This window comes from Stenotrophomonas maltophilia group sp. P373, from assembly GCF_053295075.1.
Genome location: NZ_CM129994.1, coordinates 2,743,582 through 2,768,812, shown reverse-complemented (window position 1 = coordinate 2,768,812; position 25,231 = coordinate 2,743,582). Strand labels below are relative to the sequence as shown.

20 protein-coding genes are annotated in these 25,231 nt (G+C 65.8%); 15 read left to right on the top strand and 5 right to left on the bottom strand.

Features of this window, described 5'->3' with window-relative positions; all coding sequences use genetic code 11:
• Positions 1-5: 5 nt before the first annotated feature.
• Positions 6-1,400, bottom strand: coding sequence for an asparagine--tRNA ligase (gene asnS, locus ACSYHF_RS12920; protein WP_447575707.1), 1,395 nt, complete (start codon positions 1,398-1,400; stop codon positions 6-8).
• Positions 1,401-1,528: 128 nt separating this feature from the next.
• Between asnS and ACSYHF_RS12915 the strand changes: the two genes are divergently transcribed.
• From ACSYHF_RS12915 to zipA, 6 genes are all read left to right on the top strand, one after another.
• Positions 1,529-1,867, top strand: coding sequence for a HesB/IscA family protein (locus ACSYHF_RS12915; RefSeq protein ID WP_005417401.1), 339 nt, complete (start codon positions 1,529-1,531; stop codon positions 1,865-1,867).
• Between the two features lie 241 nt (positions 1,868-2,108).
• Entirely contained in the window at positions 2,109-2,546 is a 438-nt protein-coding gene (gene rpsF / locus ACSYHF_RS12910) for a 30S ribosomal protein S6 (protein WP_005410228.1), read from the top strand.
• A gap of 11 nt (positions 2,547-2,557) precedes the next feature.
• Positions 2,558-2,788, top strand: coding sequence for a 30S ribosomal protein S18 (gene rpsR / locus ACSYHF_RS12905; protein ID WP_002804494.1), 231 nt, complete (start codon positions 2,558-2,560; stop codon positions 2,786-2,788).
• A 104-nt stretch (positions 2,789-2,892) separates the two neighbouring features.
• Positions 2,893-3,342: a 50S ribosomal protein L9 gene (gene rplI, locus ACSYHF_RS12900; protein WP_005417398.1), complete on the top strand. Its 450-nt coding sequence runs from the start codon at positions 2,893-2,895 to the stop codon at positions 3,340-3,342.
• Between the two features lie 259 nt (positions 3,343-3,601).
• Positions 3,602-7,105, top strand: a complete 3,504-nt coding sequence (gene smc / locus ACSYHF_RS12895; protein ID WP_375366998.1) for a chromosome segregation protein SMC — start codon at positions 3,602-3,604, stop codon at positions 7,103-7,105.
• A 46-nt stretch (positions 7,106-7,151) separates the two neighbouring features.
• Positions 7,152-7,892 (top strand): cell division protein ZipA, encoded by a 741-nt coding sequence (gene zipA / locus ACSYHF_RS12890; protein ID WP_447575706.1) that lies wholly within the window; start codon positions 7,152-7,154, stop codon positions 7,890-7,892.
• 117 nt (positions 7,893-8,009) lie between these two features.
• Here zipA and ACSYHF_RS12885 read toward each other — a convergent pair whose 3' ends face one another.
• On the bottom strand, positions 8,010-9,134 hold the full coding sequence (locus tag ACSYHF_RS12885; RefSeq protein WP_065178621.1) for a pyridoxal phosphate-dependent aminotransferase: 1,125 nt from the start codon (positions 9,132-9,134) through the stop codon (positions 8,010-8,012).
• 259 nt (positions 9,135-9,393) lie between these two features.
• On the opposite strand from ACSYHF_RS12885, the gene ligA reads away from it, so the two are divergent.
• The 6 genes from ligA (at position 9,394) to gyrA (ending at position 18,307) form a co-directional block, all read left to right on the top strand.
• Positions 9,394-11,865: an NAD-dependent DNA ligase LigA gene (gene ligA / locus ACSYHF_RS12880; protein ID WP_447576440.1), complete on the top strand. Its 2,472-nt coding sequence runs from the start codon at positions 9,394-9,396 to the stop codon at positions 11,863-11,865.
• Positions 11,866-11,915: 50 nt separating this feature from the next.
• Positions 11,916-12,401: an N-acetyltransferase family protein gene (locus ACSYHF_RS12875; protein ID WP_447575705.1), complete on the top strand. Its 486-nt coding sequence runs from the start codon at positions 11,916-11,918 to the stop codon at positions 12,399-12,401.
• Positions 12,398-13,354 (top strand): EF-P lysine aminoacylase EpmA, encoded by a 957-nt coding sequence (gene epmA / locus ACSYHF_RS12870; RefSeq protein ID WP_111127387.1) that lies wholly within the window; start codon positions 12,398-12,400, stop codon positions 13,352-13,354. The genes ACSYHF_RS12875 and epmA overlap by 4 nt, the downstream gene beginning before the upstream one ends.
• A gap of 138 nt (positions 13,355-13,492) precedes the next feature.
• Positions 13,493-14,221 carry a DUF3011 domain-containing protein gene (locus ACSYHF_RS12865; RefSeq protein ID WP_005417382.1) on the top strand — a complete coding sequence of 243 codons (729 nt, stop codon included), beginning with the start codon at positions 13,493-13,495 and terminating at the stop codon, positions 14,219-14,221.
• 47 nt (positions 14,222-14,268) lie between these two features.
• Positions 14,269-15,333, top strand: coding sequence for an S-methyl-5-thioribose-1-phosphate isomerase (mtnA, locus tag ACSYHF_RS12860; RefSeq protein WP_053497328.1), 1,065 nt, complete (start codon positions 14,269-14,271; stop codon positions 15,331-15,333).
• A 259-nt stretch (positions 15,334-15,592) separates the two neighbouring features.
• Entirely contained in the window at positions 15,593-18,307 is a 2,715-nt protein-coding gene (gyrA, locus tag ACSYHF_RS12855) for a DNA gyrase subunit A (RefSeq protein WP_065178624.1), read from the top strand.
• A 54-nt stretch (positions 18,308-18,361) separates the two neighbouring features.
• On the opposite strand, the gene ACSYHF_RS12850 is transcribed toward gyrA, so the two are convergent.
• Positions 18,362-19,474 carry a hypothetical protein gene (locus ACSYHF_RS12850; RefSeq protein ID WP_447575704.1) on the bottom strand — a complete coding sequence of 371 codons (1,113 nt, stop codon included), beginning with the start codon at positions 19,472-19,474 and terminating at the stop codon, positions 18,362-18,364.
• Positions 19,475-19,687: 213 nt separating this feature from the next.
• Here ACSYHF_RS12850 and ACSYHF_RS12845 point away from each other — a divergent pair, with 213 nt between their 5' ends.
• The 3 genes from ACSYHF_RS12845 to ACSYHF_RS12835 all read left to right on the top strand — a co-directional run bounded on the left by ACSYHF_RS12845 (position 19,688) and on the right by ACSYHF_RS12835 (position 23,761).
• Positions 19,688-22,216, top strand: a complete 2,529-nt coding sequence (locus ACSYHF_RS12845) for a membrane-bound PQQ-dependent dehydrogenase, glucose/quinate/shikimate family (RefSeq protein WP_134955511.1) — start codon at positions 19,688-19,690, stop codon at positions 22,214-22,216.
• Positions 22,217-22,340: 124 nt separating this feature from the next.
• Entirely contained in the window at positions 22,341-23,429 is a 1,089-nt protein-coding gene (locus tag ACSYHF_RS12840) for a lysozyme inhibitor LprI family protein (protein ID WP_095377201.1), read from the top strand.
• 47 nt (positions 23,430-23,476) lie between these two features.
• Complete coding sequence (locus tag ACSYHF_RS12835; protein WP_134955311.1) at positions 23,477-23,761, top strand: hypothetical protein; 285 nt, start codon at positions 23,477-23,479, stop codon at positions 23,759-23,761.
• Positions 23,762-24,055: 294 nt separating this feature from the next.
• Here ACSYHF_RS12835 and ACSYHF_RS12830 read toward each other — a convergent pair whose 3' ends face one another.
• Complete coding sequence (locus tag ACSYHF_RS12830; protein ID WP_061480045.1) at positions 24,056-24,463, bottom strand: DUF3037 domain-containing protein; 408 nt, start codon at positions 24,461-24,463, stop codon at positions 24,056-24,058.
• Complete coding sequence (locus ACSYHF_RS12825; RefSeq protein WP_134955312.1) at positions 24,441-25,217, bottom strand: HipA family kinase; 777 nt, start codon at positions 25,215-25,217, stop codon at positions 24,441-24,443. The genes ACSYHF_RS12830 and ACSYHF_RS12825 overlap by 23 nt, the downstream gene beginning before the upstream one ends.
• Positions 25,218-25,231 lie beyond the last annotated feature (14 nt).

The window sequence follows — 25,231 nt, the reverse complement described above, 5'->3', positions numbered from 1 at the left end:
GGGGCTTAGAAGTCCGCGCTGCCCGGGGCGCGCGGGTAGGGGATCGCATCGCGGATGTTGGACAGCCCGCAGACGTACACCACCAGGCGTTCGAAGCCCAGGCCGAAGCCGGCGTGAGGCACCGAGCCATAGCGGCGGAAGTCGCGGTACCAGCTGTAGTGCTCACGATCCAGGCCGAACTGGGCCATGCGCGCGTCCAGCACGTCGAGGCGCTCCTCACGCTGGCTGCCACCGATGATCTCGCCGATGCCCGGGGCCAGCACGTCCATCGCGGCGACGGTCTTGCCGTCGTCGTTCAGGCGCATGTAGAAGGCCTTGATGTGCTCCGGATAGTTGGTCACCACCACCGGACGGCCGACATGCTCCTCGGTCAGCCAGCGCTCGTGCTCGGTCTGCAGGTCCAGGCCCCATTCCACCGGGAAGTCGAACTTCCTGCCGGACTTCTGCAGCAGGCTGACCGCATCGGTGTAGTCGATGCGCTCGAACGGTGCGTTGATGAAATCTTCCAGCTTGGTGATCGCGTTCTTGTCCACGCGCTCGGCGATGAAGGCCAGGTCGTCGCTGCGCTCGTTCAGCACGGCGCGGAACAGGTACTTCAGGAACTCTTCGGCCAGGCGTGCGTCTTCGGCCAGGTCGGCGAAGGCGATTTCCGGCTCGATCATCCAGAACTCCGCCAGATGGCGGGTGGTGTGGCTGTTCTCGGCGCGGAAGGTCGGGCCGAAGGTGTAGACCTTGCTCAGCGCCAGGCAGTACGCCTCGACGTTCAGCTGGCCGGACACGGTCAGGAACGTTTCCTTGCCGAAGAAGTCGCGGCTGAAGTCGATCGCACCCTTCTCGTCACGCGGCAGGTTCACCATGTCCAGGGTGGACACACGGAACATCTGGCCGGCGCCTTCGGCATCGGAGGTGGTGATGATCGGGGTGCTGATCCAGTTGAAGCCGTTCTCGTGGAAGAAGCGGTGCACGGCCTGGGCCAGGCAGTTGCGGATGCGGGTGACTGCGCCGAACAGGTTGGTGCGCGGGCGCAGGTGCGCCACTTCGCGCAGGAACTCCGGCGACATCGGCTTGGGCTGGATCGGGTAGGTGAGCGGGTCTTCGACCCAGCCGACCACGTCCAGCGTGCTGGCCTGGATCTCGAACGACTGGCCCTTGCCCTGCGACTTCACCAGGGTGCCGGTGCCGATGACCGAGCAGCCGCTGGTCAGGCGCTTGATCTCGTCGAAGTTGGGCAGGGTGTCGTTGGCCACGATCTGGATCGGGGCGAAGCAGGAGCCGTCGCTCACATTCACGAAGGCCAGATTCGCTGAACCGCGCACCGTGCGCACCCATCCGCGTACCGTGACTTCGCCGCCTTCCGGGATCTTCCCGGCAAGCGCATGTTCAACGCTGACCACCGTCATGACTTGAATCCTCTGCTGATCGACTCGATCTGTGAACACGGGAGTTTACCGGTTGCAGCGTTCTGCTTGCGAGGCATTTTTCGTGGCAACGGCTCCTTATAATGTCCCCGTACCTCTGGAGTAGCCCCATGGCCGTCAGCCTGACCCCCATTGCCTTCGAGCGCGTGCAGCGCTTCGTCGCCCAGACCCCCGGCGCGCTGGGCCTGCGTTTCGGCGTGACCAGGACCGGCTGCTCCGGTTGGGGCCACGTGACCGACCTGGCCCGCGACGAGCGCGAGGGCGATACCGTGTTCGACCAGGACGGCGTGAAGATCTATGTCGACGCCAAGAGCCTGGCGCTGGTGGACGGCACCGTGATCGACTTCGGCAAGCATGGCCTGAGCGAGACCTTCACGTTCAGCAACCCGAACGCCACCGCCGAGTGCGGCTGCGGCGAAAGCTTCACCACCGACGCCGACAAGGCCTGACGCGCGGCTTTGGCGCCCGCCGGGCATGGCCGGCGCTACCCGCTTGGTGGGTGCCGACCTTGATCGGTACCGGGGCAGGGCATCCCGGTTCAGAAGGTCGGGTGCCCCCGGTTGCCCGCCATCCCCATCTGCGCCATAATGCGCGGCTTCCTGCCTTCCTGGCGGGAATCCTTGCCCCACCGCGGTCTCAACGGCGGGGGGCTGTCCGGCCGAAAGGCCACATCCGAAAGGTAGAAAAAACATGAGTCGTCATTACGAAATCGTGTTCATGGTCCACCCGGACCAGAGCGAGCAGGTCCCGGCCATGATCGAGCGCTACAAGTCGCTGGTCGAGAACGGCAACGGCACCATCCACCGTCTGGAAGACTGGGGCCGCCGCCAGCTGGCGTACCCGATCCAGAACCTGGTGAAGGCCCACTACGTGCTGATGAACATCGAAGCCGACCAGGCCGTTCTGAACGAACTGACCGAGAGCTTCCGCTTCAACGACGCCGTGCTGCGCAACCTGGTCATCAAGCGTGACGAGGCTGACACCGAGCAGTCGCTGATCATGAAGAGCAAGGACGAGAAGGGTGACAAGCCGGAGCGCGGTGAGCGCCGTCGTCGTGACGACGAAGAAGGCGAGTCCAACAACACCGCTGACAACGAAGCCGGCGACGACGCCGCTTCCGCCGCCTAAGGAGCCTTCCCATGTCCAAGTTCTTCCGTCGCCGCAAGTTCTGCAAGTTCACTGCTGAAGGTGTGAAGGAGATCGACTACAAGGATCTCAACACCCTGCGCCAGTACCTGACCGAGAACGGCAAGATCGTGCCGAGCCGCGTCACCGGTACCAAGTCGAAGTACCAGCGCCAGCTGGCGACCGCCGTCAAGCGCGCTCGCTTCCTGGCCCTGATCCCGTACACCGACAACCACGACGTCTGATGCCGGCGGGGCGGCCCGGTGCCGCCCCCGCTGTGCCAGCTATTCGGACAGCCTTTGTTGCGGGGCATCGCCTCGCTAACGAATAACTCATCTGGAGCAATACCATGCAGCTGATCCTCCTGCAGAAAGTCACCAACCTCGGCAACCTGGGCGACCTGGTCGACGTGAAGCCGGGCTACGGCCGTAACTTCCTCGTGCCGCAGGGCAAGGCCGTGCCGGCCACCGAGAGCAACAAGGCCGAGTTCGAAGCCAAGCGCGCCGAGTACGAAGCCAAGGCCCAGGCCATCCACGCAGAAGCTGAAGGCCGCAAGGCCAAGCTGGAAGGCGCGAGCGTGACCATCGCCGCCAACGCTTCGACCGAAGGCAAGCTGTACGGCTCGGTCGGCCCGCGCGACATCGCCGAAGCCTTCACTGCCGCCGGCCTGCCGCTGGAGAAGAGCGAAGTCATCCTGGGTGAAGGCGCCTTCCGCAACATCGGCGAATACGACGTGCTGGTCCACCTGCACGCCGACGTCGAGACCACCGTCAAGGTCGTCGTCGTCGCCGAAGCCTGATCCCACGCCGCAAGGCCTGGCATCACCGCAGAACGGGCGCCCGCAAGGGTGCCCGTTTTGTTTTATGGTTCCGTTTCGCCAGCTCGGGCCACGTGCGGCCGGCGGGGCAGGGCCGGGCAATGTTCCACGCCCATTCGTAGAACACGGCCACATCGGTATACTCAGGGCGTCACACCCGTTCCACGGGCATCGATCCCAACAGGATCAATGACTTGGAGGGTAAACGCAGGCCGCTTGCCGGCCCCAGTCCGGAACCCCTATGCGTCTTTCCACGATCAAGCTGTCCGGCTTCAAGTCGTTCGTCGATCCGACCACCCTGCACCTGCCGACCAACATGACCGGCGTGGTGGGCCCCAATGGCTGCGGCAAGTCGAACATCATCGACGCCGTGCGCTGGGTCATGGGCGAGAGCTCGGCCAGCCGCCTGCGCGGCGACTCGCTGACCGACGTGATCTTTTCCGGTTCCAATGCCCGCAAGCCGGTGTCGCAGGCCACGGTCGAACTGATCTTCGACAACTCCGACCACACGATCTCCGGCGAGTACGCCGCGTTCAACGAAATCTCGGTCAAGCGCACGGTCAGCCGCGACGGCACCAGCAACTACTACCTCAACGGCACCAAGTGCCGCCGCCGCGACATCACCGACCTGTTCCTCGGCACCGGCCTGGGGCCGCGCAGCTACTCGATCATCGAGCAGGGCATGATCAGCCAGATCATCGAGGCGCGCCCGGAAGACCTGCGCGTCTACCTGGAAGAGGCAGCCGGCATCTCCAAGTACAAGGAGCGCCGCAAGGAGACCGAGACCCGCATCCGCCACACCCGCGAGAACCTGGACCGGCTGGGCGACCTGCGCGACGAGATCAGCAAGCAGCTGGAGCACCTCAAGCGCCAGGCCAAGCAGGCCGAGCAGTACCAGGCCCTGCAGGAAGAGCGCCGGGTCAAGGACGCCGAGTGGAAGGCGCTGGAATTCCGCGGCCTCGACGGGCGCCTGTCGAAGCTGCGCGAAGGCCTGTCGCAGGAAGAGACGAGGCTGCAGCAGCTGATCGCCGACCAGCGTGATGCCGAGGCCCGCATCGAGACCTCGCGCGCGCGGCGCGAAGAGGCCGCCGACGCGCTGAACACCGCGCAGGCTGCGGTCTACCAGGTCGGCAGCACGCTGGCGCGCCTGGAGCAGCAGATCCAGCACCAGCGCGAGCTGTCGCAGCGCCTGCACAAGGCGCGCGATGAAACCCAGCAGGCGCTGGCCGAACTGGGCCAGCACATCAGCGGCGACGAGGCCAAACTGAGGGTGCTGCGCGAGGCGGTGGAGGCCGCCACTCCGCAGCTGGAAGCACTGCAGGAAGAAAACGAGATCAAGCAGGAAAGCCTGCGTGAGGCTGAAGAGCGGCTGGCCAGCTGGCAGCAGCGCTGGGAACAGCACACCTCGCAGAGTTCGGAAGCCTCGCGCGCCGGCGATGTCGAGCGCACGCGCGTGGACTACCTGGACAAGCAGATCCTCGACGCCGACCGGCGTCGCGAGGCCCTGGCCGCCGAACGCGCAGGCCTGGACGTGGACGCGCTGGAAGAAGCCTTCGAGCAGCTGCACCTGCAGCACGACACGCAGAAGGCCGCACTGGATGAATTGAGTGAAGACGTCGAGCTGCGCAAGCAGGGCGTGACGGCAGTGCAGGAACAGCAGCGCAATGGCCAGAACGAACTGGCTGAACTGCGCAAGCAGGCCAACGGCCTGCGCGGTCGCCTGGCCTCGCTGGAAACCCTGCAGCAGGCCGCGCTGGGCCAGGAGCAGGGTGCAGCCGTGGCCTGGCTGAAGGCGCGCGGGCTGGATTCGGCGGCGCGCGTCGGCGAACGCCTGGACGTGGATGCCGGCTGGGAGAACGCGGTGGAAAGTGCGCTGGGCCAGCTGATCGAAGGCGTGCTGGTCGATGACCCGGCCAGCCTGGTCGGCGCGCTGGGCGAACTTGGCGAAGGCCACATTGCGCTGGTCGCCGACGATGCTGCTGAACTGAAGGTGGCGCCGACCTCGCTGGCGGCACGCGTGCGCGGCCCGGCGGCGATCCGTCGGCTGCTGGCGCACCTGCATGGTGCGAAGGACCTGTCCGAGGCGAAGGCCCTGCAGGCGAGCCTGCCGGAAGGCGATTCGATCATCACCCAGGGCGGCGAGCGGCTGGGCCAGGGCTGGCTGCGCGTGTCGCGCTCCGGTGCCGCCGAGCAGGGTGCGCTGCTGCGCGAGCGTGAGATCAACGAACTGCGTGAGCAGATCGAGCAGCTGCAGGACCGCGAGGCCGAGCTGGAAGAGCAGCTGAGCGGTTTCCGTGAGCAGCTGCAGGCAGCCGAGCAGCAGCGCGAGGACGCGCAGCGCGCGCTCTACCAGGCCCACCGCGCGGTGTCCGAGCTGGCCGGCCAGCTGCAGGGCCAGCAGGGCAAGGTGGAAGCGGCACGCACCCGCATCGACCGCATCGAGGGCGAGCTGAAGCAGTTGCAGGAAACGCTGGAAGCCAACAACGAGCAGGCGCGTGAAGCGCGCTCGCGGCTGGAGAGTGCGGTCAGCAGCATGGGCGACCTGGAATCGACCCGGCAGCGGCTGGAGGGCGAACGTCGGCAGTTGACCGAGGCCCGTGACCTGGCCCGCGATGCCGCCCGCGCGGTACGCGAGCGCGCGCATTCGCTGGCCTTGACCCTGGAATCGCAGCGCGCGCAGCTGGACTCGTTGAGCCAGGCGCTGGAACGCATGGGCACCCAGCGCGGGCAGCTGGACGCGCGGCTGGGCGAGCTGCACTCGCAGCTGGACGAAGGGGATTCGCCGGTCGAATCGCTGCAGGCCGAACACCAGAACGCGCTGGAAGAGCGCGTGCGGGCCGACCGTGTGCTGACCGAGGCGCGAACGCTGCTGGACGGCATCGACGCCGAGCTGCGCAACTACGAGCAGACCCGCCATCAGCGCGACGAGCAGGCGTTGGCCCAGCGCGAGCGCATTTCGCAGCGCAAGCTCGACCAGCAGGCCTTGGTGCTCAGCGCCGACACCCTGCAGGCGGCGGTGGAAAAGGCCGGCTTCGTGCTGCAGGACGTGCTCAATGCACTACCCGAGGACGCCCGCCTGGGCGACTGGGAGCAGGCCGTGCACCAGATCGACGCACGCATGCGCCGGCTGGAGCCGGTCAACCTGGCCGCCATCCACGAGTACGGCGAGGCTTCGCAGCGTTCGGACTACCTGGATTCGCAGCACGCCGACCTGACCACGGCGCTGGAAACACTTGAGGATGCCATCCGCAAGATCGATCGCGAGACCCGCGGGCGCTTCAAGGACACCTTCGACCGCGTCAACGCCGGCGTCCAGGCCCTGTATCCGCGCCTGTTCGGTGGCGGCCACGCCTACCTGGAACTGACCGGTGAAGACCTGCTCGACACGGGCGTGACCATCATGGCGCGCCCGCCGGGCAAGCGCGTGTCGAGCATCTCGCTGCTGTCCGGCGGCGAGAAAGCGATGACCGCGGTGGCGCTGGTGTTCGCCATCTTCCAGTTGAATCCCGCCCCGTTCTGCCTGCTGGACGAGGTGGACGCGCCGCTGGACGAAGCCAACGTCGGCCGCCTGGCCAACATGGTCAAGGAAATGAGCGAGAAGGTGCAGTTCCTGTTCGTCAGCCACAACAAGGCGACGATGGAGGCCGCGCACCAGCTGTCGGGCGTGACCATGCGTGAGCCGGGCGTCAGCCGCCTGGTCAGCGTGGACCTGGAAGAAGCGGCGCGATTGGCGGGCGCGGCCTGACGTGCCATCCTAGTTACCTGAATGAATTAGCCGGAGAACCTATCGAATGTCCGACACGGCACTGTTGCGCATCGGCATCCTGGCCGCCGGCCTGCTGTTGATCGCCGCGATCTTCCTGTTTGGCCGTCCGAAGAAGAAGCCCCAGGGCCGTCGCGTGGAGAACGCGGAACCGGCCAGTGGCGAGCGCCGCGAACCGGTCCTGGGCGAGGACGGCGTCGTGGTGGCCGAGGGCCGCGTCGAACCGGGCATGCGCGGCGAAGGCGAGCAGGCCGAACTTGGCCTGGCCGACACCGATCCGGGCGCGGCCAACGACCTCGGCAAGCGCACCACCCAGGATTTCGACAAGATCGTCTCGCTGTTCGTGGCCGCCCGTGCCGACGAGCAGCTGCGCGGCGAAGACATCGTGGTGGCGGCGGAGAAGACCGGCCTGGTATTCGGCCACATGAACGTGTTCCACCGCCTGGTGGAAGGCCACCCCGAGCGCGGCCCGATCTTCTCGATGGCCAGCATCATGAAGCCGGGCAGCTTCGACATGGCCAACATCCGTGCCATGGAAACCCCGGCCATCGCCTTCTTCCTGACCCTGCCGGCGCCGCTGACCGCGCTTGATGCCTGGGAGAAGATGCTGCCGACCGTGCAGCGCATGGCCGAGCTGCTCGATGGCGTGGTGCTGGATGACAGCCGCAATGCCCTGGGCCGCCAGCGCATCGCGCACATCCGCGACGAGCTGCGTGCCTACGACCGCCAGCACCAGGCACCGCCGCTGACCAAGACCCCGCGCTGGTGAGCGCCATGGCGTGCCGACCAACGGTCGGCACCCACCCCGACCAACGGTCGGCATCCACAACAGCAGATCCACGCCATGCGTGGATGGGGCGAACCAAGTTCGCCCCCACCAACGGGGTCAGGCCGGTACGCCGGCCACCTTGGCGAACGCACGGCGGAATGCGGCCATCTCGTCTTCGGTGCCGACGGTCACGCGCACGCGCTGTGGCCAGATCGGCCAGCTGCGGCCAATGATCACGCCGTTGTCTGCCATCGCCTTGGCAAAGGCGGCACCGTCGCGCTGCACATCCACCACGAAGCAGTTCGCTTCCGACGGGACGCAGCTGAAACCACGCTTGCCCAGCCACGCGATGGTGGCCTGCCGCACCTGGGCATTCTGCAGGCGCCGCTGCGCGATCAACTGGGGATCCTGCAGGCTGGCCAGTGCTGCGGCCAGTGCTGGCACGGGCAGTGGGTTGTCACCCAGGCTGGCCAGTTCGCGCAGGCGGTCGGGATGTGCGGCCGCCACGCCCAGGCGCAGGCCGGCCATGCCGTACAGCTTGGAGAACGTGCGCAGCACGATCAGGTCATCGCGCTGCGCTACCTGCGCGATCAGGCTCGGCTGCTCGCTGTACTGCAGGTAGGCTTCGTCGACCAGCACGCGGGTCGATGCGGGCTTGTGGGCCAGCAGCCAGGCGAGCTCATCCGGTGGGCTGATCGAACCGGTCGGGTTGTTCGGATTGCACACATACACCAGCCCGGTCGGGCGCGCTTGCGCGGCGGCGACCATCGCACGCAGGTCATGCGCGCCGTCGTCGCGCAGCGGCACCTTCTGCACATGGGCGCCGCGAGCAGCGGCGACCTCGCCCAGGGTCTCGAAGGTCGGGTCGGCCACCACCAATCCCGCCTGCGGCCCGGTCCACACCGTGGCGGCGCGGTTCAACGGCTCGCTTGAGCCGGGATAGAGGCGCACGTGGTCGGCCGGAATACGTGCCTGCTCGATGAAGGCATCGCGCACCTGTGCGGCCAGGGCGAAGCGGTAGCGGCCGCAACTGGCGATACTGTCGCGCGCGGCCTGCTGGGCCGCCGGCGAGGGGCCGTAGGGGCACTCGTTGAAGTTCAGCAGTACCACGCCTTCGGCAGGGGCCGGGGCGACGGCGGCCGCAGGTTGGGCCTGGCCAAGCCGCGGCAGTCCGCTGCCAGCGACGGCGAGGCCGGCACCGGCCAGTTGCAGGAAGCGTCTACGGGAAGCAGGCAGGGTCACGGGTGGGATTCCGAGGAGTAGCCTTCGCACGCTAGCGCTGGTTGCGGTGGGCGGCAAGCCCGCTTTTTGTAGTGCCGAGCCATGGTCGGCTGCAGGTGTGCCAACCAAGGTTGGGCACCTGCCGGGGCGGGGAGATGGTTGGCATCCACCAGGGCAGGGGGGGGCGCCCGTCGAGCATGGCTCGGCGCTGCGAAGGGGGGGCATTACAGGGCCTGACGGCCGGGCGCGGTAGAATCCCCGGCCATCCCAGAACCACCGGATTCCGATGAGCTCCAGCCCCGCCGAACGCGCCGAAGATCTCCGCCGGCAGATCGCCCAGGCCAACCGCGCCTACCATGAGCTGGACGCCCCGGAGATCCCCGACATCGACTACGACCGGATGGTGCGCGAGCTGGAAGCACTGGAGCGCGAACATCCGGAACTGGCCCGGGCCGACAGTCCGACCCAGCAGGTCGGCGCGCGTCCCTCCGGCCGTTTCCCCGAAGTCCGCCATGCGGTGCCGATGTTGTCGCTGTCCAACGCCTTCAGCGATGAGGAAGTGGCGGATTTCGTGCGCCGCATCGATGAACGCCTGGGCCGCCGCAGCCTGCAGTTTTCGGCCGAGCCGAAGATGGACGGCCTGGCGATCAGCCTGCGCTATGAGGATGGTCATTTCGTGCTCGGCGCGACCCGCGGCGATGGCAGCACCGGCGAGGACGTGACCGCCAACCTGCGCGAGATCGGCGATGTTCCCAAGCGGCTGCACGGCAAGGACTGGCCGGACGTGCTGGAGGTGCGCGGCGAAGTCTACATGGCGCGTGCCGATTTCGAGGCATACAACGAACGTGCGCGCCTGCACGGCGGCAAGGTGCTGGCCAACCCGCGCAATGCGGCGGCCGGGTCGCTGCGCCAGCTCGACCCGAAGATCAGTGCGCAGCGCAGGTTGAGCTTCTTTGCCTACGGTACCGGTGAAGTGCAGGGCGGCGAGCTGCCCGATACCCATTCGGGCACGCTGGCGCAGCTCGGTGCCTGGGGCTTTCCGGTCAGCGAGTTGTGCAAGGTGGTGGAAGGCACCGACGGCCTGCTCGGCTACTACCGTGACATCGGCGAGCGTCGCGACAGCCTGCCGTTCGACATCGATGGCGTGGTCTACAAGCTGGATGACCGTGCCGGCCAGCAGGCGATGGGGTTCGTTTCGCGCGCGCCGCGCTGGGCCATCGCGCACAAGTTCCCGGCACAGGAACAGAGCACCACGGTGGAGGCGATCGAGATCCAGATCGGCCGCACCGGTGCCGCCACACCGGTCGCGCGGCTGGCACCGGTGGCCGTGGCCGGCGTGATCGTGTCCAACGCCACGCTGCACAACGCCGACCAGATCGCACGCCTCGACGTGCGCGTCGGCGACAGCGTGATCGTGCGCCGTGCCGGCGACGTGATCCCGGAAGTGGTCAGCGTCATCCTCGATCGCCGCCCGCAGGGCACCACGCCCTGGCAGATGCCGACGCGCTGCCCGGTGTGCGGCTCGGAGATCGTGCGCGAGGAAGGGGCGGCCGCATGGCGCTGCTCGGGCGAGCTGTCCTGCCCGGCGCAGCGCAAGGAAGCCATTGCCCATTTCGCTTCGCGCCGCGCGATGGACATCGACGGCCTGGGCGACAAGTACATTGAAACCCTGGTCGACGCTGGCATCGTCAAGAGCGTGGCCGACCTGTACCGGCTCAGTCGTGACCAGCTGCTGCACCTGAAGCTGGTGCTGGACGCTGAAGATCCCTCGGCGCTGGCCGCCGCACTGAAGCTGCACCTGCCGGCTGAAGGCAGTGGCGCGGTGCTCAATGCGGTGCTCAGGCTGGACGGCAACGATCCGGGCTGGCGCGCGCAGGCGCTGGCGCAGCCGGCCCGCTTCGAATGGAACACGAAGAAGATCGCGACCAAGTGGGCCGACAACCTGATCGCGGCCATCGACGCCAGTCGTGCCGCCACGCTGGAACGGCTGCTGTTCGCGCTGGGCATCGAGCACGTGGGCGAAAGCACGGCCAAGGCGCTGGCGCAGTGGTTCGGTGACCTGGAACTGATCCGCCACCTGCCGTGGCCATTGTTCAAGCGCGTGCCGGACATCGGTGGCGAAGTGGCGCGGTCGCTCGGCCACTTCTTCGAACAGCAGGGCAACCAGCAGGCCATCGATGACCTGCTGCAGGTCGGCCAGGTCCGCATCAGCGATGTGCACGCGCCCAGCGCCAGGCTGCGCGAGGGGCTGGACCTGGAGCAGCTGTTGGTCGAATCAGAGATTCCCGGCATCACCCGCCTGCGCGCGGAGAGACTGGTGGCCGCGTTGCCCGGTGCCCAGGCGGTGCTCGACGCCGAGCATGGGCAGTTCGTCAACGCAGGATTGCCGGACGACACCGCGCGTGGCCTGGCCCAGTGGCTGGACAGCGAGGGCCATGGCGCGATGCTGCTGGCAGCCGAGAAGGCGATGCAGCAGATCCTGGCCAAGGCACCGGCGCTGGCCGAGATCGTGGCCGGCCCGCTGGATGGGCAGACCGTGGTGCTGACCGGCACCCTGGCCCAGCTCACCCGCGATGCCGCCAAGGAGCGCCTGGAGGCCCTCGGTGCAAAGGTCTCCGGCAGCGTCTCGAAGAAGACCAGCTTCGTGGTCGCCGGTACCGAAGCGGGTTCCAAGCTGGACAAGGCGCAGTCGCTGGGCGTGCCGGTGTGGGACGAAGACCGCCTGCTGGCCTATCTGGCCGAACACGAGTGACGATCCCGCCGGGTGTCCCCGCGCCCGGCATGAAACACAAAGGAACACCGATGCAGACCGCCCCGCTGGATTTCCGCCTGGCCACCCGTGCCGACGAGGAGCTGTTGATCGCGCTGATGCGCGAGTTCTACGCCGAAGACAGGATCGACTTCGATGACGCGCGCGTGCGTCGCGGCGTGGACGCGCTGCTGGCCGATCCGCGCAATGGTGAAGTGCTGTTGTGGCTGGACGAGGCGGGCGAGGTAGTCGGCTACGCGGTGATCGCGATGGGCTTCAGCCTGGAGCAGGGCGGCCACTTCATGCTGCTGGACGAGCTGTACCTGAGCCATCGTGCGCGCGGTCGTGGCCGCGGCAAGCAGGCGCTGGCCATCTGCGAACAGCGCGCTCGCGGTCGTGGCGTCAGTCGCCTTCGCCTGGAAGTGAACCACCACAACGAACTGGCACGCCGCCTGTACCTGGCCAGCGGCTACATCGACGATACGCGCGATCTGCTGACCCTGCCGCTCGACCATCCGTGCCCGGAGGGCATCCTGTGAGCGAGGCCCTGCTGCGCGCGCTGCAGCAGCGCGCCGCGCTCAACGCGCTGGTGCGCCGCTTCTTTGCAGAGCGCGATGTGCTCGAGGTGGAGACGCCGATCCTGTCGGTGGCAGGCAACACCGAGCCGAACATCGACAGCTTCCATACCGACTTCACCGGGCATGTCGATGCCGGCGGACGCCGCCGCTGGCTGCGCACCTCGCCGGAGTATCCGCTCAAGCGCCTGCTCGCTGCCGGCGTGGGCGACTGTTACGAACTGGGCCGGGTGTTCCGCAATGGCGAGGCCGGTGGTCGCCACAACCCGGAATTCACCATGCTGGAATGGTATCGGGTCGGTTGGGACCACCATCGGCTGGTACAGGAGACCGCCGAGCTGATCGGGCAGGCGCTGGCCCTGGTTGGACACCGTGCGACCCTGCGCGTGCTGAGTTACCGCGAGCTGTTCCAGCAGCACCTTGGCGTGGATCCGTTCGAGGCGGATGAGTCCACGCTGCGTGCCGCGTTGGGCGAGGTGCACATTGACCCGGTCGGATTGACCCGTGATGACTGGCTCGACCTGTTGATGACCCATCGTATCCAGCCGCATTTCGATGACGCGGTCATGACCGTGGTGCATGACTGGCCAGCCAGCCAGGCCGCGCTGGCACGCATCCGCGCCGGCACGCCGCCGCTGGCCGAGCGTTTCGAGCTGTACCTGGGTGCAGTGGAGCTGGCCAACGGCTATCACGAACTGAACGACGCCGACGAGCAGCGCGCCCGCTTCCGGCGCGACCAGCAACGCCGCCACGAACGCGGGCAGGTGCAGCCGCCACTGGATGAGGCGCTGCTGGCGGCGTTGCCAGCGTTGCCGGCCTGTGCCGGCGTGGCGGTGGGTGTCGATCGCCTGCTGATGGCGATGAACCGCACGCCACGCATTGCCGATGTGCTGGCCTACGACTTTGCCCACGCGTGACGCCCGCGTGTTGCTGAACATTGCAGGCTGAACGAAACGCGGGCTCTGTGCGCTTGCGTCGGTAAGCAGGATGATGCTCTTATCACGGCCAATGCCGGACACTGGCATGCAGTTCATCCATTCCTGCTGGGGAAGGCTTTGGTCAAGTGGTTTGCGGTTGTCGCTGCACCGATGTACTCCATTGCGCTCTGGGGTGCCTGGCTGCCGTCGCCGGCGTCGGCCCAGCAGGTGGGCTACGACGATGAAGTGGTGACCTGCGAGTCCCGCGACATGGGCTGGGTACACTGCGATATCGACGTGGCCAACGGCGTCGATCTGGTGCGCCAGCTGTCGAGCAACAGCTGCATCCGCGGCAGCGAGTGGGGCACCGACCGCAGCGGCGTGTGGGTCACCCTTGGCTGCCGCGCCGAATTCCGGGCGCGCCGTGCGCAGGGTGCGGCACCTGCGGCAACGGAAGGCAAGCGCCTGGTGCGCCGCGTGGTGCGCTGCGAATCCAATGGCCGTCCGCAGAGTTGCCCGGTACGCCTGGATGGCGCGCCGGTGCGCCTGCTTCGCCAGTTGTCGGTGCTGCCGTGCCGGGAAGGCCAGGGATGGGGCTACAAGCGCAATGAAGTCTGGACCAGCCGTGGCTGCCAGGGCGATTTCGAGGTGGCCGACGAGGATGGCCGCTTCGTCGATGTGCCGCGCCGCCTGACCTGCGAATCGAAGTCGAAGAAGCGCCGCTTCTGCGGCGCGAGCATCTCGGTGGGTGCTGTGGTCTCCGAGCAGCTGTCCAGCACGCCCTGCGAGGAAGGCAGCACCTGGGGCTGGAACCGCAACGGGATCTGGGTGGATGGCGGCTGCCGCGCCGAATTCTCGGTGAATTGAGCCGGGGCAGGCTCCAACCACGCGGGGCGTGGCCCTACAATGGGCCCATGAACACTGCCTCCGACATCGACTACGCCCGTTACGACCACATCCGCCCGATCCTGTGGACCGGCGATGCCTTGCAACTGCTGGACCAGCGCAAGCTGCCGTTCGTGGTCGAGCACGTGGTCTGCCATGACAGTGACGAGGTTGCCAGCGCCATCCACGCACTGACCGTGCGTGGCGCGCCGGCGATCGGCATTGCCGCCGCCTGGGGCGTGGTGCTGGCCGCGCGCGAGGTGCAGGCCGCAGACGGTGCGCACGCGTTGCAGCAGCTGGAGCCGGCACTGCAGCGCCTGAACGCATCGCGCCCTACTGCGGTCAATCTGGCCTGGGCGCTGGCACGGATGCGCCGTTGCCTGAACGCTGCCGGCGCCGACTGGAAGGCGTTGCTGGAGTCCGAAGCGCAGGCGATCGCAGAGGAAGACCTGGCGGCCAACCGCCACATGGGCGCACTGGGCGCTGGCCTGATCGAGGCTGGCAGCGGTGTGCTGACCCACTGCAATACCGGCTCGCTGGCCACCGCCGGCTTCGGTACCGCGCTGGGCGTCATTCGCGCCGGCATGGCCCAGCACCGCATCGCGCGCGTGTTCGCCGGCGAGACCCGGCCGTGGCTGCAGGGTGCACGCCTGACCGTGTGGGAGCTGCAGCAGGACGGTATCGATGCCACCCTGATCGCCGACTCGGCGGCCTCGCACCTGATGAAGACCGGTGCCGTGCAGTGGGTGATCGTGGGCGCAGACCGCATCTGCGCCAATGGTGATACCGCCAACAAGATCGGCACCTACCAACTGGCCATTGCCGCACGCCACCACGGCGTGAAGTTCATGGTGGTGGCGCCGTCCTCGACCGTGGACATGGAGACCGTGGACGGCAGCCAGATCGAGATCGAGCAGCGCGACCCGGGTGAGCTGTATGGCGTGGGCGGTGCCCGCACCGTGGCCGAAGGCATTGCCGCCTGGAACCCGGTGTTCGATGTCACCCCGGGCGAGCTGATCGACGCCATCGTGACCGAGCGCGGGGTGATCCTGAACCCGACCGCCGAGAACATGCGCGCCGCCTTCGGCGGCTGAGGCGGGCAGGACCGCGGACGTGTGTAGAGCCGAGCCCATGCTCGGCTGCGGCGTATTGCCGGCCGAGCCGGGCATGGGCTCGGCCCTACAGCATCGGTAGGGCCCCTAAGTTCCTGATTTGTGCCGGTAAAATCCCCGTAAAGGCAGGCGGAAAACAGCCCGTTGTGGTAGTATCCACAGGTTGAATCGAGGTTCCGGCGCGACCCCCTCCCGCAGAGGGCTGCGCCGGACTGGACCGCTACCAGACAACGGAACCCGAATGGCAGAAACCGCCAAGGAAATCATCCAGGTCAACCTGGAAGACGAGATGCGCAAGAGCTACCTCGATTACGCCATGAGCGTGATCGTGGGCCGCGCGCTGCCGGATGCGCGCGACGGCCTCAAGCCGGTGCATCGCCGCGTGCTGTACGCGATGAACGAGCTCAACGCGCACAGCAACAAGCCCTACTTCAAGTCGGCGCGTATCGTCGGTGACGTCATCGGTAAGTACCACCCGCATGGCGATCAGTCGGTGTACGACACGCTGGTGCGCCTGGCACAGCCGTTCTCGCTGCGCTACATGCTGGTCGATGGCCAGGGTAACTTCGGCTCCATCGACGGCGACTCCGCCGCGGCCATGCGATACACCGAAGCGCGCATGTCGCGCCTCGCGCACGAGCTGATGGCGGACATCGACAAGGAAACCGTCGACTTCCAGCCCAACTACGACGAAAAGGAACTGGAGCCGACGGTCATGCCGACCCGGTTCCCGAACCTGCTGGTCAACGGCTCGGCCGGTATCGCGGTGGGCATGGCGACCAACATCCCGCCGCACAACCTGAGCGAATCGATCAACGCCTGCATTGCGCTGATCGACAACCCGGAGATCGACGTCGACGGCCTGATGGAGTACATCCCGGGCCCTGATTTCCCGACTGCCGGCATCATCAACGGCACCGCCGGCATCGTCGCTGGCTACCGCACCGGCCGTGGCCGCGTGCGTATCCGTGCCAAGGCCGATATCGAAGTGGCCGACAATGGCCGCGAATCGATCATCGTCACTGAAATTCCTTACCAGGTGAACAAGGCGCGTCTGATCGAAAAGATCGCCGAGCTGGTCAAGGAAAAGAAGATCGAAGGCATCAGCGAGCTGCGCGATGAGTCCGACAAGGACGGCATGCGCATCTACATCGAGATCAAGCGCGGCGAATCTGCCGAGGTTGTGCTGAACAACCTGTACCAGCAGACGCAGATGGAATCGGTGTTCGGCATCAACATGGTGGCGCTGGTCGACGGCCGCCCGCAGTTGATGAATCTGAAGCAGATGCTGGAGGCGTTCGTCCGCCACCGTCGCGAAGTGGTCACCCGCCGCACCGTGTTCGAGCTGCGCAAGGCGCGCGCCCGCGCCCATGTGCTGGAAGGCCTGACCGTCGCGCTGGCCAACATCGACGAGATGATCGAACTGATCAAGACCTCGCCGAACCCGAACGAAGCACGCGAGCGCATGCTGGCGCGCGTGTGGGAGCCGGGCCTGGTCGGTGCGATGCTGGGTGCCGCCGGTGCCGAAGCCTCGCGCCCGGAAGACCTGCCCAAGGGCGTGGGCCTGATCGAGGGCGGCTACCAGCTGACCGAGATCCAGGCCACCCAGATCCTGGAAATGCGCCTGCACCGCCTGACCGGGCTGGAGCAGGACCGCCTGACCGACGAGTACAAGCAGCTGCTGGAAGTGATCGCCGGGCTGATCCACATCCTGGAAGATCCCGACCGCCTGCTGCAGGTGATCCGCGAGGAGCTGGTCAACGTCAAGGCCGAGTTCGGCGACGAACGTCGCACCGAAATCCGCCACAGCGAAGAAGACCTGGACATCCTCGACCTGATCGCACCGGAAGACGTGGTGGTCACCGTGTCGCATGCAGGTTACGTGAAGCGGCAGCCGGTGAGCGTGTACCGCGCACAGCGCCGCGGTGGGCGTGGCCGCAGTGCGGCGGCGACCAAGGAAGAGGATTTCATCGAACAGTTGTGGCTGGTCAACACGCACGACACGCTGCTGACCTTCACCAGCTCGGGCAAGGTGTTCTGGCTGCCGGTCTACCAGCTGCCGGAAGCGGGTTCCAACGCCCGCGGCCGTCCGATCATCAACTGGATTCCGCTGGAACCGGGCGAACGCGTGCAGGCCGTGCTGCCGGTGCGCGAGTACGCCGATGGCCAGTTCGTGTTCTTCGCCACGAAGAACGGTACGGTCAAGAAGACCCCGCTGGGCGAGTTCGCCTTCCGTCTGGCCCGCGGCAAGATCGCGATCAACCTCGATGAGGGCGATGCGCTGGTCGGCGTCGGCCTGACCGACGGCCAGCGCGACATCCTGCTGTTCGCCTCCAACGGCAAGACCGTGCGCTTCGGCGAGGACAAAGTCCGCTCGATGGGCCGTACCGCAACCGGCGTGCGTGGCATCAGGATGCCGGCCGGCGAGGAAGTGGTCAGCCTGATCGTGGCCGAAAGTGCCGGTGGCATCGAGGACGAGAACGAGGACGACAACGGTGTCGAGGAAGCCGCCGCCACGGGTGATGCGGTGATCGATAGTGCCGACGACGCCAGCGTGCAGTACATCCTCACCGCCACCGAGAACGGCTACGGCAAGCGCACCCCGCTGCCGGATTACCCGCGCAAGGGCCGTGGCACGCAGGGCGTGATCGGCATCCAGACCACCGAGCGCAATGGCAAGCTGGTCGCCGCAGTGCTGATGGGCTCCCGCGACGAAGTCCTGCTGATCTCCGACGGCGGTACGCTGGTGCGTACGCGTGGCTCGGAAATCAGCCGCGTCGGCCGCAACACCCAGGGCGTGACCCTGATCCGCCTGTCCAAGGACGAGAAGCTGCAGGCGGTGGAGCGCATGGATGCCTCGATCGACGAGGACGAGGACGAGGTGGCAGTCGCCGCCCCGGCCACGACCGACAGCGCCCCGGCTGCGGCCAGCAGCGAGGACGCCGCACAGGACTGATTCTGCTGCATTCCACAGCTGAAGAAAAAACGCCGGCATAGCGCCGGCGTTTTTTTATGAGTTCCCTTTAAGACTCTTCAGTATTCCGGTTAGCTGGTCGAGGCCATCGAACGTGGAAGGAATGTCTGAGCCGTCTAATACCAGTCCACTAAAGATTAATGACTCAAATCTTTTTAGTGATGAGGCGTCTTGTTTTCTAATCTTTGAGGCGTAATCCGAATATCCTTCGATAAATTGGCAAAGTGCAATGCGAAGATCTATCTGAAGGAGTTGAGCTTTTACTGACCTAAACTGTAATAGGACTATTCTGAAAAAATACAATATGAACAGTTCAATGGCCACCAGAGAGGGGAGTGAGTAGACCAACGTGAGCTTGTGGCTCTCAATTTCATTAAGATTTGCAAGAATAAATGATATTTGGATGGCGGGTGCCGCTAGAAGTAACAATGCAAGTGCGATAGCGGAAACGAATGATGTGAGAAGTTCCTTGTTCTTTTTCGTCCTTATTGAGCTGAATCCGTGGACGAGGTTGACGAAATTGTAGTCCGAGGACAGCTTCTTGATCTGGTCAGAAAGAGCTTCTAGTCTTTGGCTTCTTTCAAGATTTTCATCTTCCCACTGCTTCTTTAGACGTATAGAGTTCTCAACGGAATTTGAGAAATCCTTAAAGCTTGATATTGCCGGATCCCGCAGTGCTCTGCTCGCAATTCTTGCGGGCATTAGATAGATTGCGAAATGAAGTTGTCTGGCTATTTCAGTTGGGAAGAGAGCATGATTTTTGTCGACATAGTTGTGGATCGAGTGTAGCTCGGGCTCGTTATTTATATCTTTGTGAAATTCCAGCTCGCAAAGTAGCCTGTATGCGAGGCAGAAAACTCTATATGCGGATGACTCTTCTTCCTTTGCGCCCGAGATGTGGATGAATTTCAATAGTTCTTTTCTGAATTGACCGCCGATGCTCTCTATGTTGAATCGGCATAGGGAGTCAATGTCGGTTGCGTGGTCTTGTATTGATGTCAGTAGAATATCGAGGATGTCTATGAATCCTTCTGGTTCATAGAGGTCTGTCCTCACGGCCCTTAGCTTGTTCTGAAATGAAGATAGTGATGATTTCATTTCAATGGTTGATAGAAAATCAGCAAACTGCATCTTTTCAGGTTCCTTCATCCAGTGCGCGTTTGATGGTGGCGGGTCTCTCATGCGTTGCATGGCCTGAATAGAATGGCCTAAAGTGCCTCATGGCGCGAACATACGTTCGCTCTCTTGGTTCTATCCTTTCTGCTCGTCGAATCAATTCGCTACGATTTGCAGGTTGGACAAAGAACGCGCGCTTCACGCAGGCGGTGGGATAACGACGCATGCTGCCCCCGGAGATCGACGATGTCCGCCACGCCGCAGTCCGCTCCTGCTCCCGTCCGCGCTTCCCGGCACCCTCTCGTTACTGTGCTGTCGCTGCTGCTGGTCGTGCTCGGCCTGGTCATCGGCGGGCTCGGCGCGTGGCTGCTCAGCCTGGGCGGGTCTGCGTACTACGCCATCGCCGGGGCCGGCCTTCTGGCCAGTGGCCTGTTGTTGTTCGGCAATCGCCGCAGCGGCGCGCTGCTGTATGCGCTGGTGTTCGTCGGCACGCTGCTTTGGACCTGGTGGGAATCGGGCAGCGACTACTGGCGCTGGGTGCCGCGGCTGGGCCTGGTGACCGCGCTCGGCATCGGGCTGGCGCTGCTCGCGCCGACCCTTCGCGAACCGGTTTCAAAGCGCCTGTCGCGCAGCGTGGCGGGCGTCCTGATGCTGGTGTTCGTCGCTGCCTTCGGGTTGGCGTTCGCACCGCATGGTGAAGTGGACGGGCACCAGTCGTTCCCGGAAGGCGCGGCCAGCGCCGGACTGGAACCCACGCGGGATACCACCGGCCTGCAACCGGCCGACCAGCCGGCCGAGGGAGACTGGCCGGCGTGGGGCCGCAGCAATGCCGCCACCCGCTATTCGCCGCTGCAGCAGATCACCCCGGCCAACGTGGCCACGTTGCAGCTGGCCTGGCAGTTCCGCACCGGTGACCTGCCGAAGAAGCGCTGGGGTGCGGAAACCACGCCGCTGAAGATCGGCGACCGCCTGTACCTGTGCACTGCACGCAACCGCCTGATCGCGCTCGACGCTGCCAGCGGCAAGGAACTGTGGCGGTTCGATCCGAAGGTGAAGGACGCCTCGATCCCGTACACCGCCGCCTGCCGTGGTGTGAGCTACTACGAGCAACCGGCAGCGCCGATCCTGGCCGATGCCACCCTGGCCGATGCCGCGGCTGATCTGGCGTTGCCCGAGCCGCCGACCAGCGTGAGCCGCAGCGCTGCACCGGGCAGCCGTCCGGCGTGCTGGGCGCGCATCATCGAAGGCACGCTGGACGGGCGCATCATTGCAGTGGATGCAGATAGCGGCCGTCCCTGCGCGAACTTCGGCAACAACGGCCAGGTCGACATCACCCTCGGCATGGGTGAGGTACCACCCGGCTATGTGTCGATCACCTCGCCCCCGGCCATCGTGCGCGGCGTGATCGTCACCGGCCACCAGGTGCTGGATGGTCAGCGCCGCGACGCGCCATCGGGCGTGATCCAGGCCTACGACGCGATCACCGGCAAGCTGCGCTGGGCGTGGGACATGGACCAGCCCGAGCGCAGCGGCCTGCCGCCGCATGGGCAGACCTACACGCGTGGCACGCCGAACATGTGGACCACCGCGACCGGTGATGAGGCGCTGGGGCTGGTCTATCTGCCGCTGGGCAATTCTGCGGGCGATTACTGGAGTGGCTCGCGTACGGAAAACCAGAACCGCTATGCGACGTCGCTGGTGGCGATCGATGTGGCCACCGGCAAGCCGGCCTGGCATTTCCAGGCCGTGCGCAAGGACGTGTGGGATTACGACCTGGGTTCGCAGGCCAGCCTGATCGATTACCCGACGGCGGCAGGCAAGGTGCCGGCACTCCTGCTGCCGACCAAGCAAGGTGATCTCTACATCCTCGACCGCCGCAACGGCCAGCTGCTGACCGCTGCCGAAGAGCGCAAGGTGCCGGTCGGCGGTGTCGAACCGGAACAGCGCTCACCCACGCAGCTGTTCTCGCTGTACCACACGCTGCGCCGCGAGCATGACCTGACCGAGCGCGACATGTGGGGCATCACCCCGATCGACCAGCTGATCTGCCGCATCCAGTTCCGCAAGGCCTATTACGAAGGCTTCTACACGCCGCCGAGCAGTGATCGCCATTCCATCGAATACCCCGGCTACAACGGCGGTTCGGATTGGGGCAGTGTGTCCATCGATACGCGCCGCGGCGTGATCGTGGCCAACTACAACGATATGCCCAACTACAACCGGCTGGTGCCACGTGCCGAAGCCGACCGCCTGGGCTGGCTGCCGCGCGAGAAGATCCGTGCCGACAGGGGCGGTGGCGAGGGGGCCGGCGATCCGCAGGTGGGAACGCCGTATGGCATCCAGGTCAATGCCGGCTGGCGGCTGCCGTTCACGGGTCTGCTGTGCAAGCAGCCTCCCTACGGCGGCATCCGTGCCATCGACCTGCGCACCGGCAAGCTGTTGTGGGATCGTCCGTTTGGCAGTGCGCGCGGCAATGGGCCGTTCGGCATCCGTTCCGGCCTGCCGATCGAGATCGGCACGCCGAACAACGGCGGTTCGGTGGTGACCGCCAGCGGGCTGATCTTCATCGCGGCCGCCACCGATGACCTGCTGCGCGCCATCGACCTGAAGACCGGCAAGGAGCTGTGGCACGCGGCGCTGCCCGCGGGCGGGCAGGCTACGCCGATGGTGTATGAACAGGACGGACGCCAGTTCGTGGTGATCATGGCCGGCGGCCACCATTTCATGGAAACCCCGAACGGCGATTACGTGATGGCCTTCGCCCTGCCGAAATAGCGATCGCCGGCCTGAACACGCACGCGGGGCTGTGACCGCTGTAGCTGAAATTGCGCTGGCGACCGGGCAGCATCCATCATCGGAACAGGACGGGGCCGGCCAATGCCCCCAGGGAAGGAAACGCATGCTGAACTCTGAACGCCTATCGGGGCGTGCCACCCGGTTGCTGGCAGGACTGCTTCTGCTTGGCCCCTGCCTGTGGGCAAGCGCTCAGGCGCAGCCGCAGCCCGCCGCACGCAAGGTGCCCAGTGGTGCCGAACTGATTGCCGGCGATGCACGCTTTCTGAGCCCTGCCTATGCGCCCTGCATGGCGGCCGCGGTCACCGCACTGGACGCCCGTCGTCGTTGTGTCGACGCTGAATTCAAGGTGCACGACGATGCGCTCAACGCCGCCTACAGTGCGGCGCGCTCCACGCTGACCGCCAGTGATCAGCAGGTGCTGCGCGATCTGCAGCGGCAATGGCTGCGCCAGCGCGACAGTCGTTGCCCGGAAGGCAGCACGGCCGTTGCCCAGCTGGATTCACAGCAATGCCGCACGCACATGACCCTGCTGCGTGCCCGCCAGCTGCAGGGCGGCGGTGCGGCGGCGCTGGTGGCGGAAGCCAAGGCGGACTCGGCGCCGGCGCAGGCCGCTGTGCATACCGCCGATGCCGCGCCCGACAAACAGGGCAGGATCGTCCTGCGGCCCGGCGAGGGCAGGATCACGCCTGCATTGCAGGTGGTCTTCCAGGTGGCCGACTGCGGCGGCGCCGACAACGTGACGACCTGCAGGGTGCGGAGCATGGGCGTTACCCGTGGCGGGCGCAACGTGGCGGTCACGGGCGTGCAGCCGCGCCTGACCCGCGCTGGCGCCGATGCCCAGGGTGCGGCGGCCGTGCTGCTGACCGTTTCGGATTTCAATGGCGATGGCATGCCGGACCTGCAGGTGTGGCAGGACAACAACGGTGTCTACAACGTTCCGGTGCATGCGTTCTACCTGTTCGACGCCAAGGTCAACCGCTATGTGCGTGCCAAGGCATTGGAAGCGGCCATCGGCGGGCGCGACATCGACCATATCGACAATGGGCGGTTCGTGCTGCGCGCGAAGGTCAGCCCGTGCGCGCGCGAGGACAAGGTCATCCAGCTGCGCGGAACCGGGCCACGCACGCTGCTGCAGCGCCGCTATGACACCTGCAGGGGCGAGGCCCCTACCGAATCGGACCTGCTGAAGTAGGTCTTCCCCCGACGAACGGATGCGTTCCGGAACTGGAGAGCTGAAGGATGAGCGAAGGCTATGGAAAAGGTGGGGTGGGCTTCGGCCTGACCCGGGACCAGTCGGTCGAGATGATCGTGCGTACCTGCATCGACAACGGCATTACCGACCATCGGCAGATTGCCTATGTGCTGGCCACGGCGCAGCACGAATCGCGTGATTTCGCCGCGCCCGAGGAAGCGGTGCGGTACCAGATCGGCATGGGCGTGGAATCGCTGCCGTATGAGCGGAGCGAATGGCATCGCATCAAGGCGTTCGCCGTCACGGTCGAGGTGTTGCGGCAGAGTCCCTAGCGTGGATGCAGCTGGGGTGACGACCGTCATGGACCTGGCCAATCTGCGGCAGGTGAAGCGGTTCCAGATCGTGGGCGCTGAAACGCCGGACAAGATGAAGCTCGCCCACGCCTGCAAAGCGGAGCGCTGGTCTCACCTGCATTGCTGCAGCGGGCCACCACGGCGCAGAACCACAAGGGCTGGTATGGCTTGGTTTCGTGGTGCAGGGCGAGGGTAGGGAGCACCGGTACGGCCACGAAGACGGTGCGCCTGCTTCCCGCGAACGGCAGTCGACCAGCGGTCGACTCTACCCAATCAATGTTGCTCGGTTGGTGCCGGTACCCGCACCATCTTCGTCATCAGGTGTTCCACCACACCCGCCGGGTCGGCAGTGCGGCCGACATGCGTGCTCGACATCTGCACAACCGAGCTGCGCTTGGCGGTGAGGAAATGAAAGCGGGCGCGCGCGGGCAGCTGTGCGATCGGTCCGGCGCTGGCGTCGCCACGGCAGATGGCCACGATCGCATCCAGCCACGGTTGCAACGCATCCTGATCAAGCGCTGGAGCGAACGCGTGCAGGCGTGCCGGATCGATCTCGATGGCCGCTTCCAGATGGCGCGCGCCGGGGCAGGAGACGATCACTCCGACGTTGATGAACTCCTCGCGTTCCACCCGCGGTACCACGCGGATGACCGCATAGTCATACGTGTGCAGCGTGGGCACGGACGGCCTCCTGCACGAACACCGCACGCACTTTCAGGCGATGCTTGAGATAGTCGATGTAGCCCTGGCGATAGGCCTGCGGACTGTCGAATGCCGGCTCGTTGACCAGCCAGCTGTCCGGCACCAGGCCGACGATGCGCTCGATCTCGGTATCGCTCAGGCGCGCGGCCAGTTCGGTATCCACCTCGGCGATGCGGCTGGCGAACGACAGCAGCACATGGTCGCGGATCAGCACGAACGGCTTTTCGCAGGCATCGCCGGCATTGGCCCAGTCGTGGTGGAAGTACATCGCCGCGCCGTGGTCGATCAGGTACAGCTTGCGGTGCCACACCATCAGGTTGGGGTTGCGGGTGGTGCGATCAACGTTGCTGGTGAATGCATCGAACCAGACGATGCGCGAGGCCAGGTCTGCATCCACCGGCATCGCCGCCGGATCGTAATTGATCGCACCCGGCAGGTAGTCCAGGCCCAGGTTCAGGCCCTCGCTGGCGCGGATCAGCTCCTGGATTTCCGGGTCGGGCTCGGTGCGGGCGAACTCGCGATCCAGCTCGACGAACAGGATTTCCGGAATCGGCAGGCCCAGCGTGCGTGCCATCTCACCGGCAATCAGCTCGGCGATCAACGCCTTCGGGCCTTGGCCGGCGCCGCGGAACTTCAGCACGGCCATGCCGTCGTCGTCGGTCTCGACCACGGCGGGCAGGGAGCCGCCTTCCCGTAACGGGGTGATGTAGCGGAGGGCATGTACGGTGCGCATGGGCGCATTCTAGC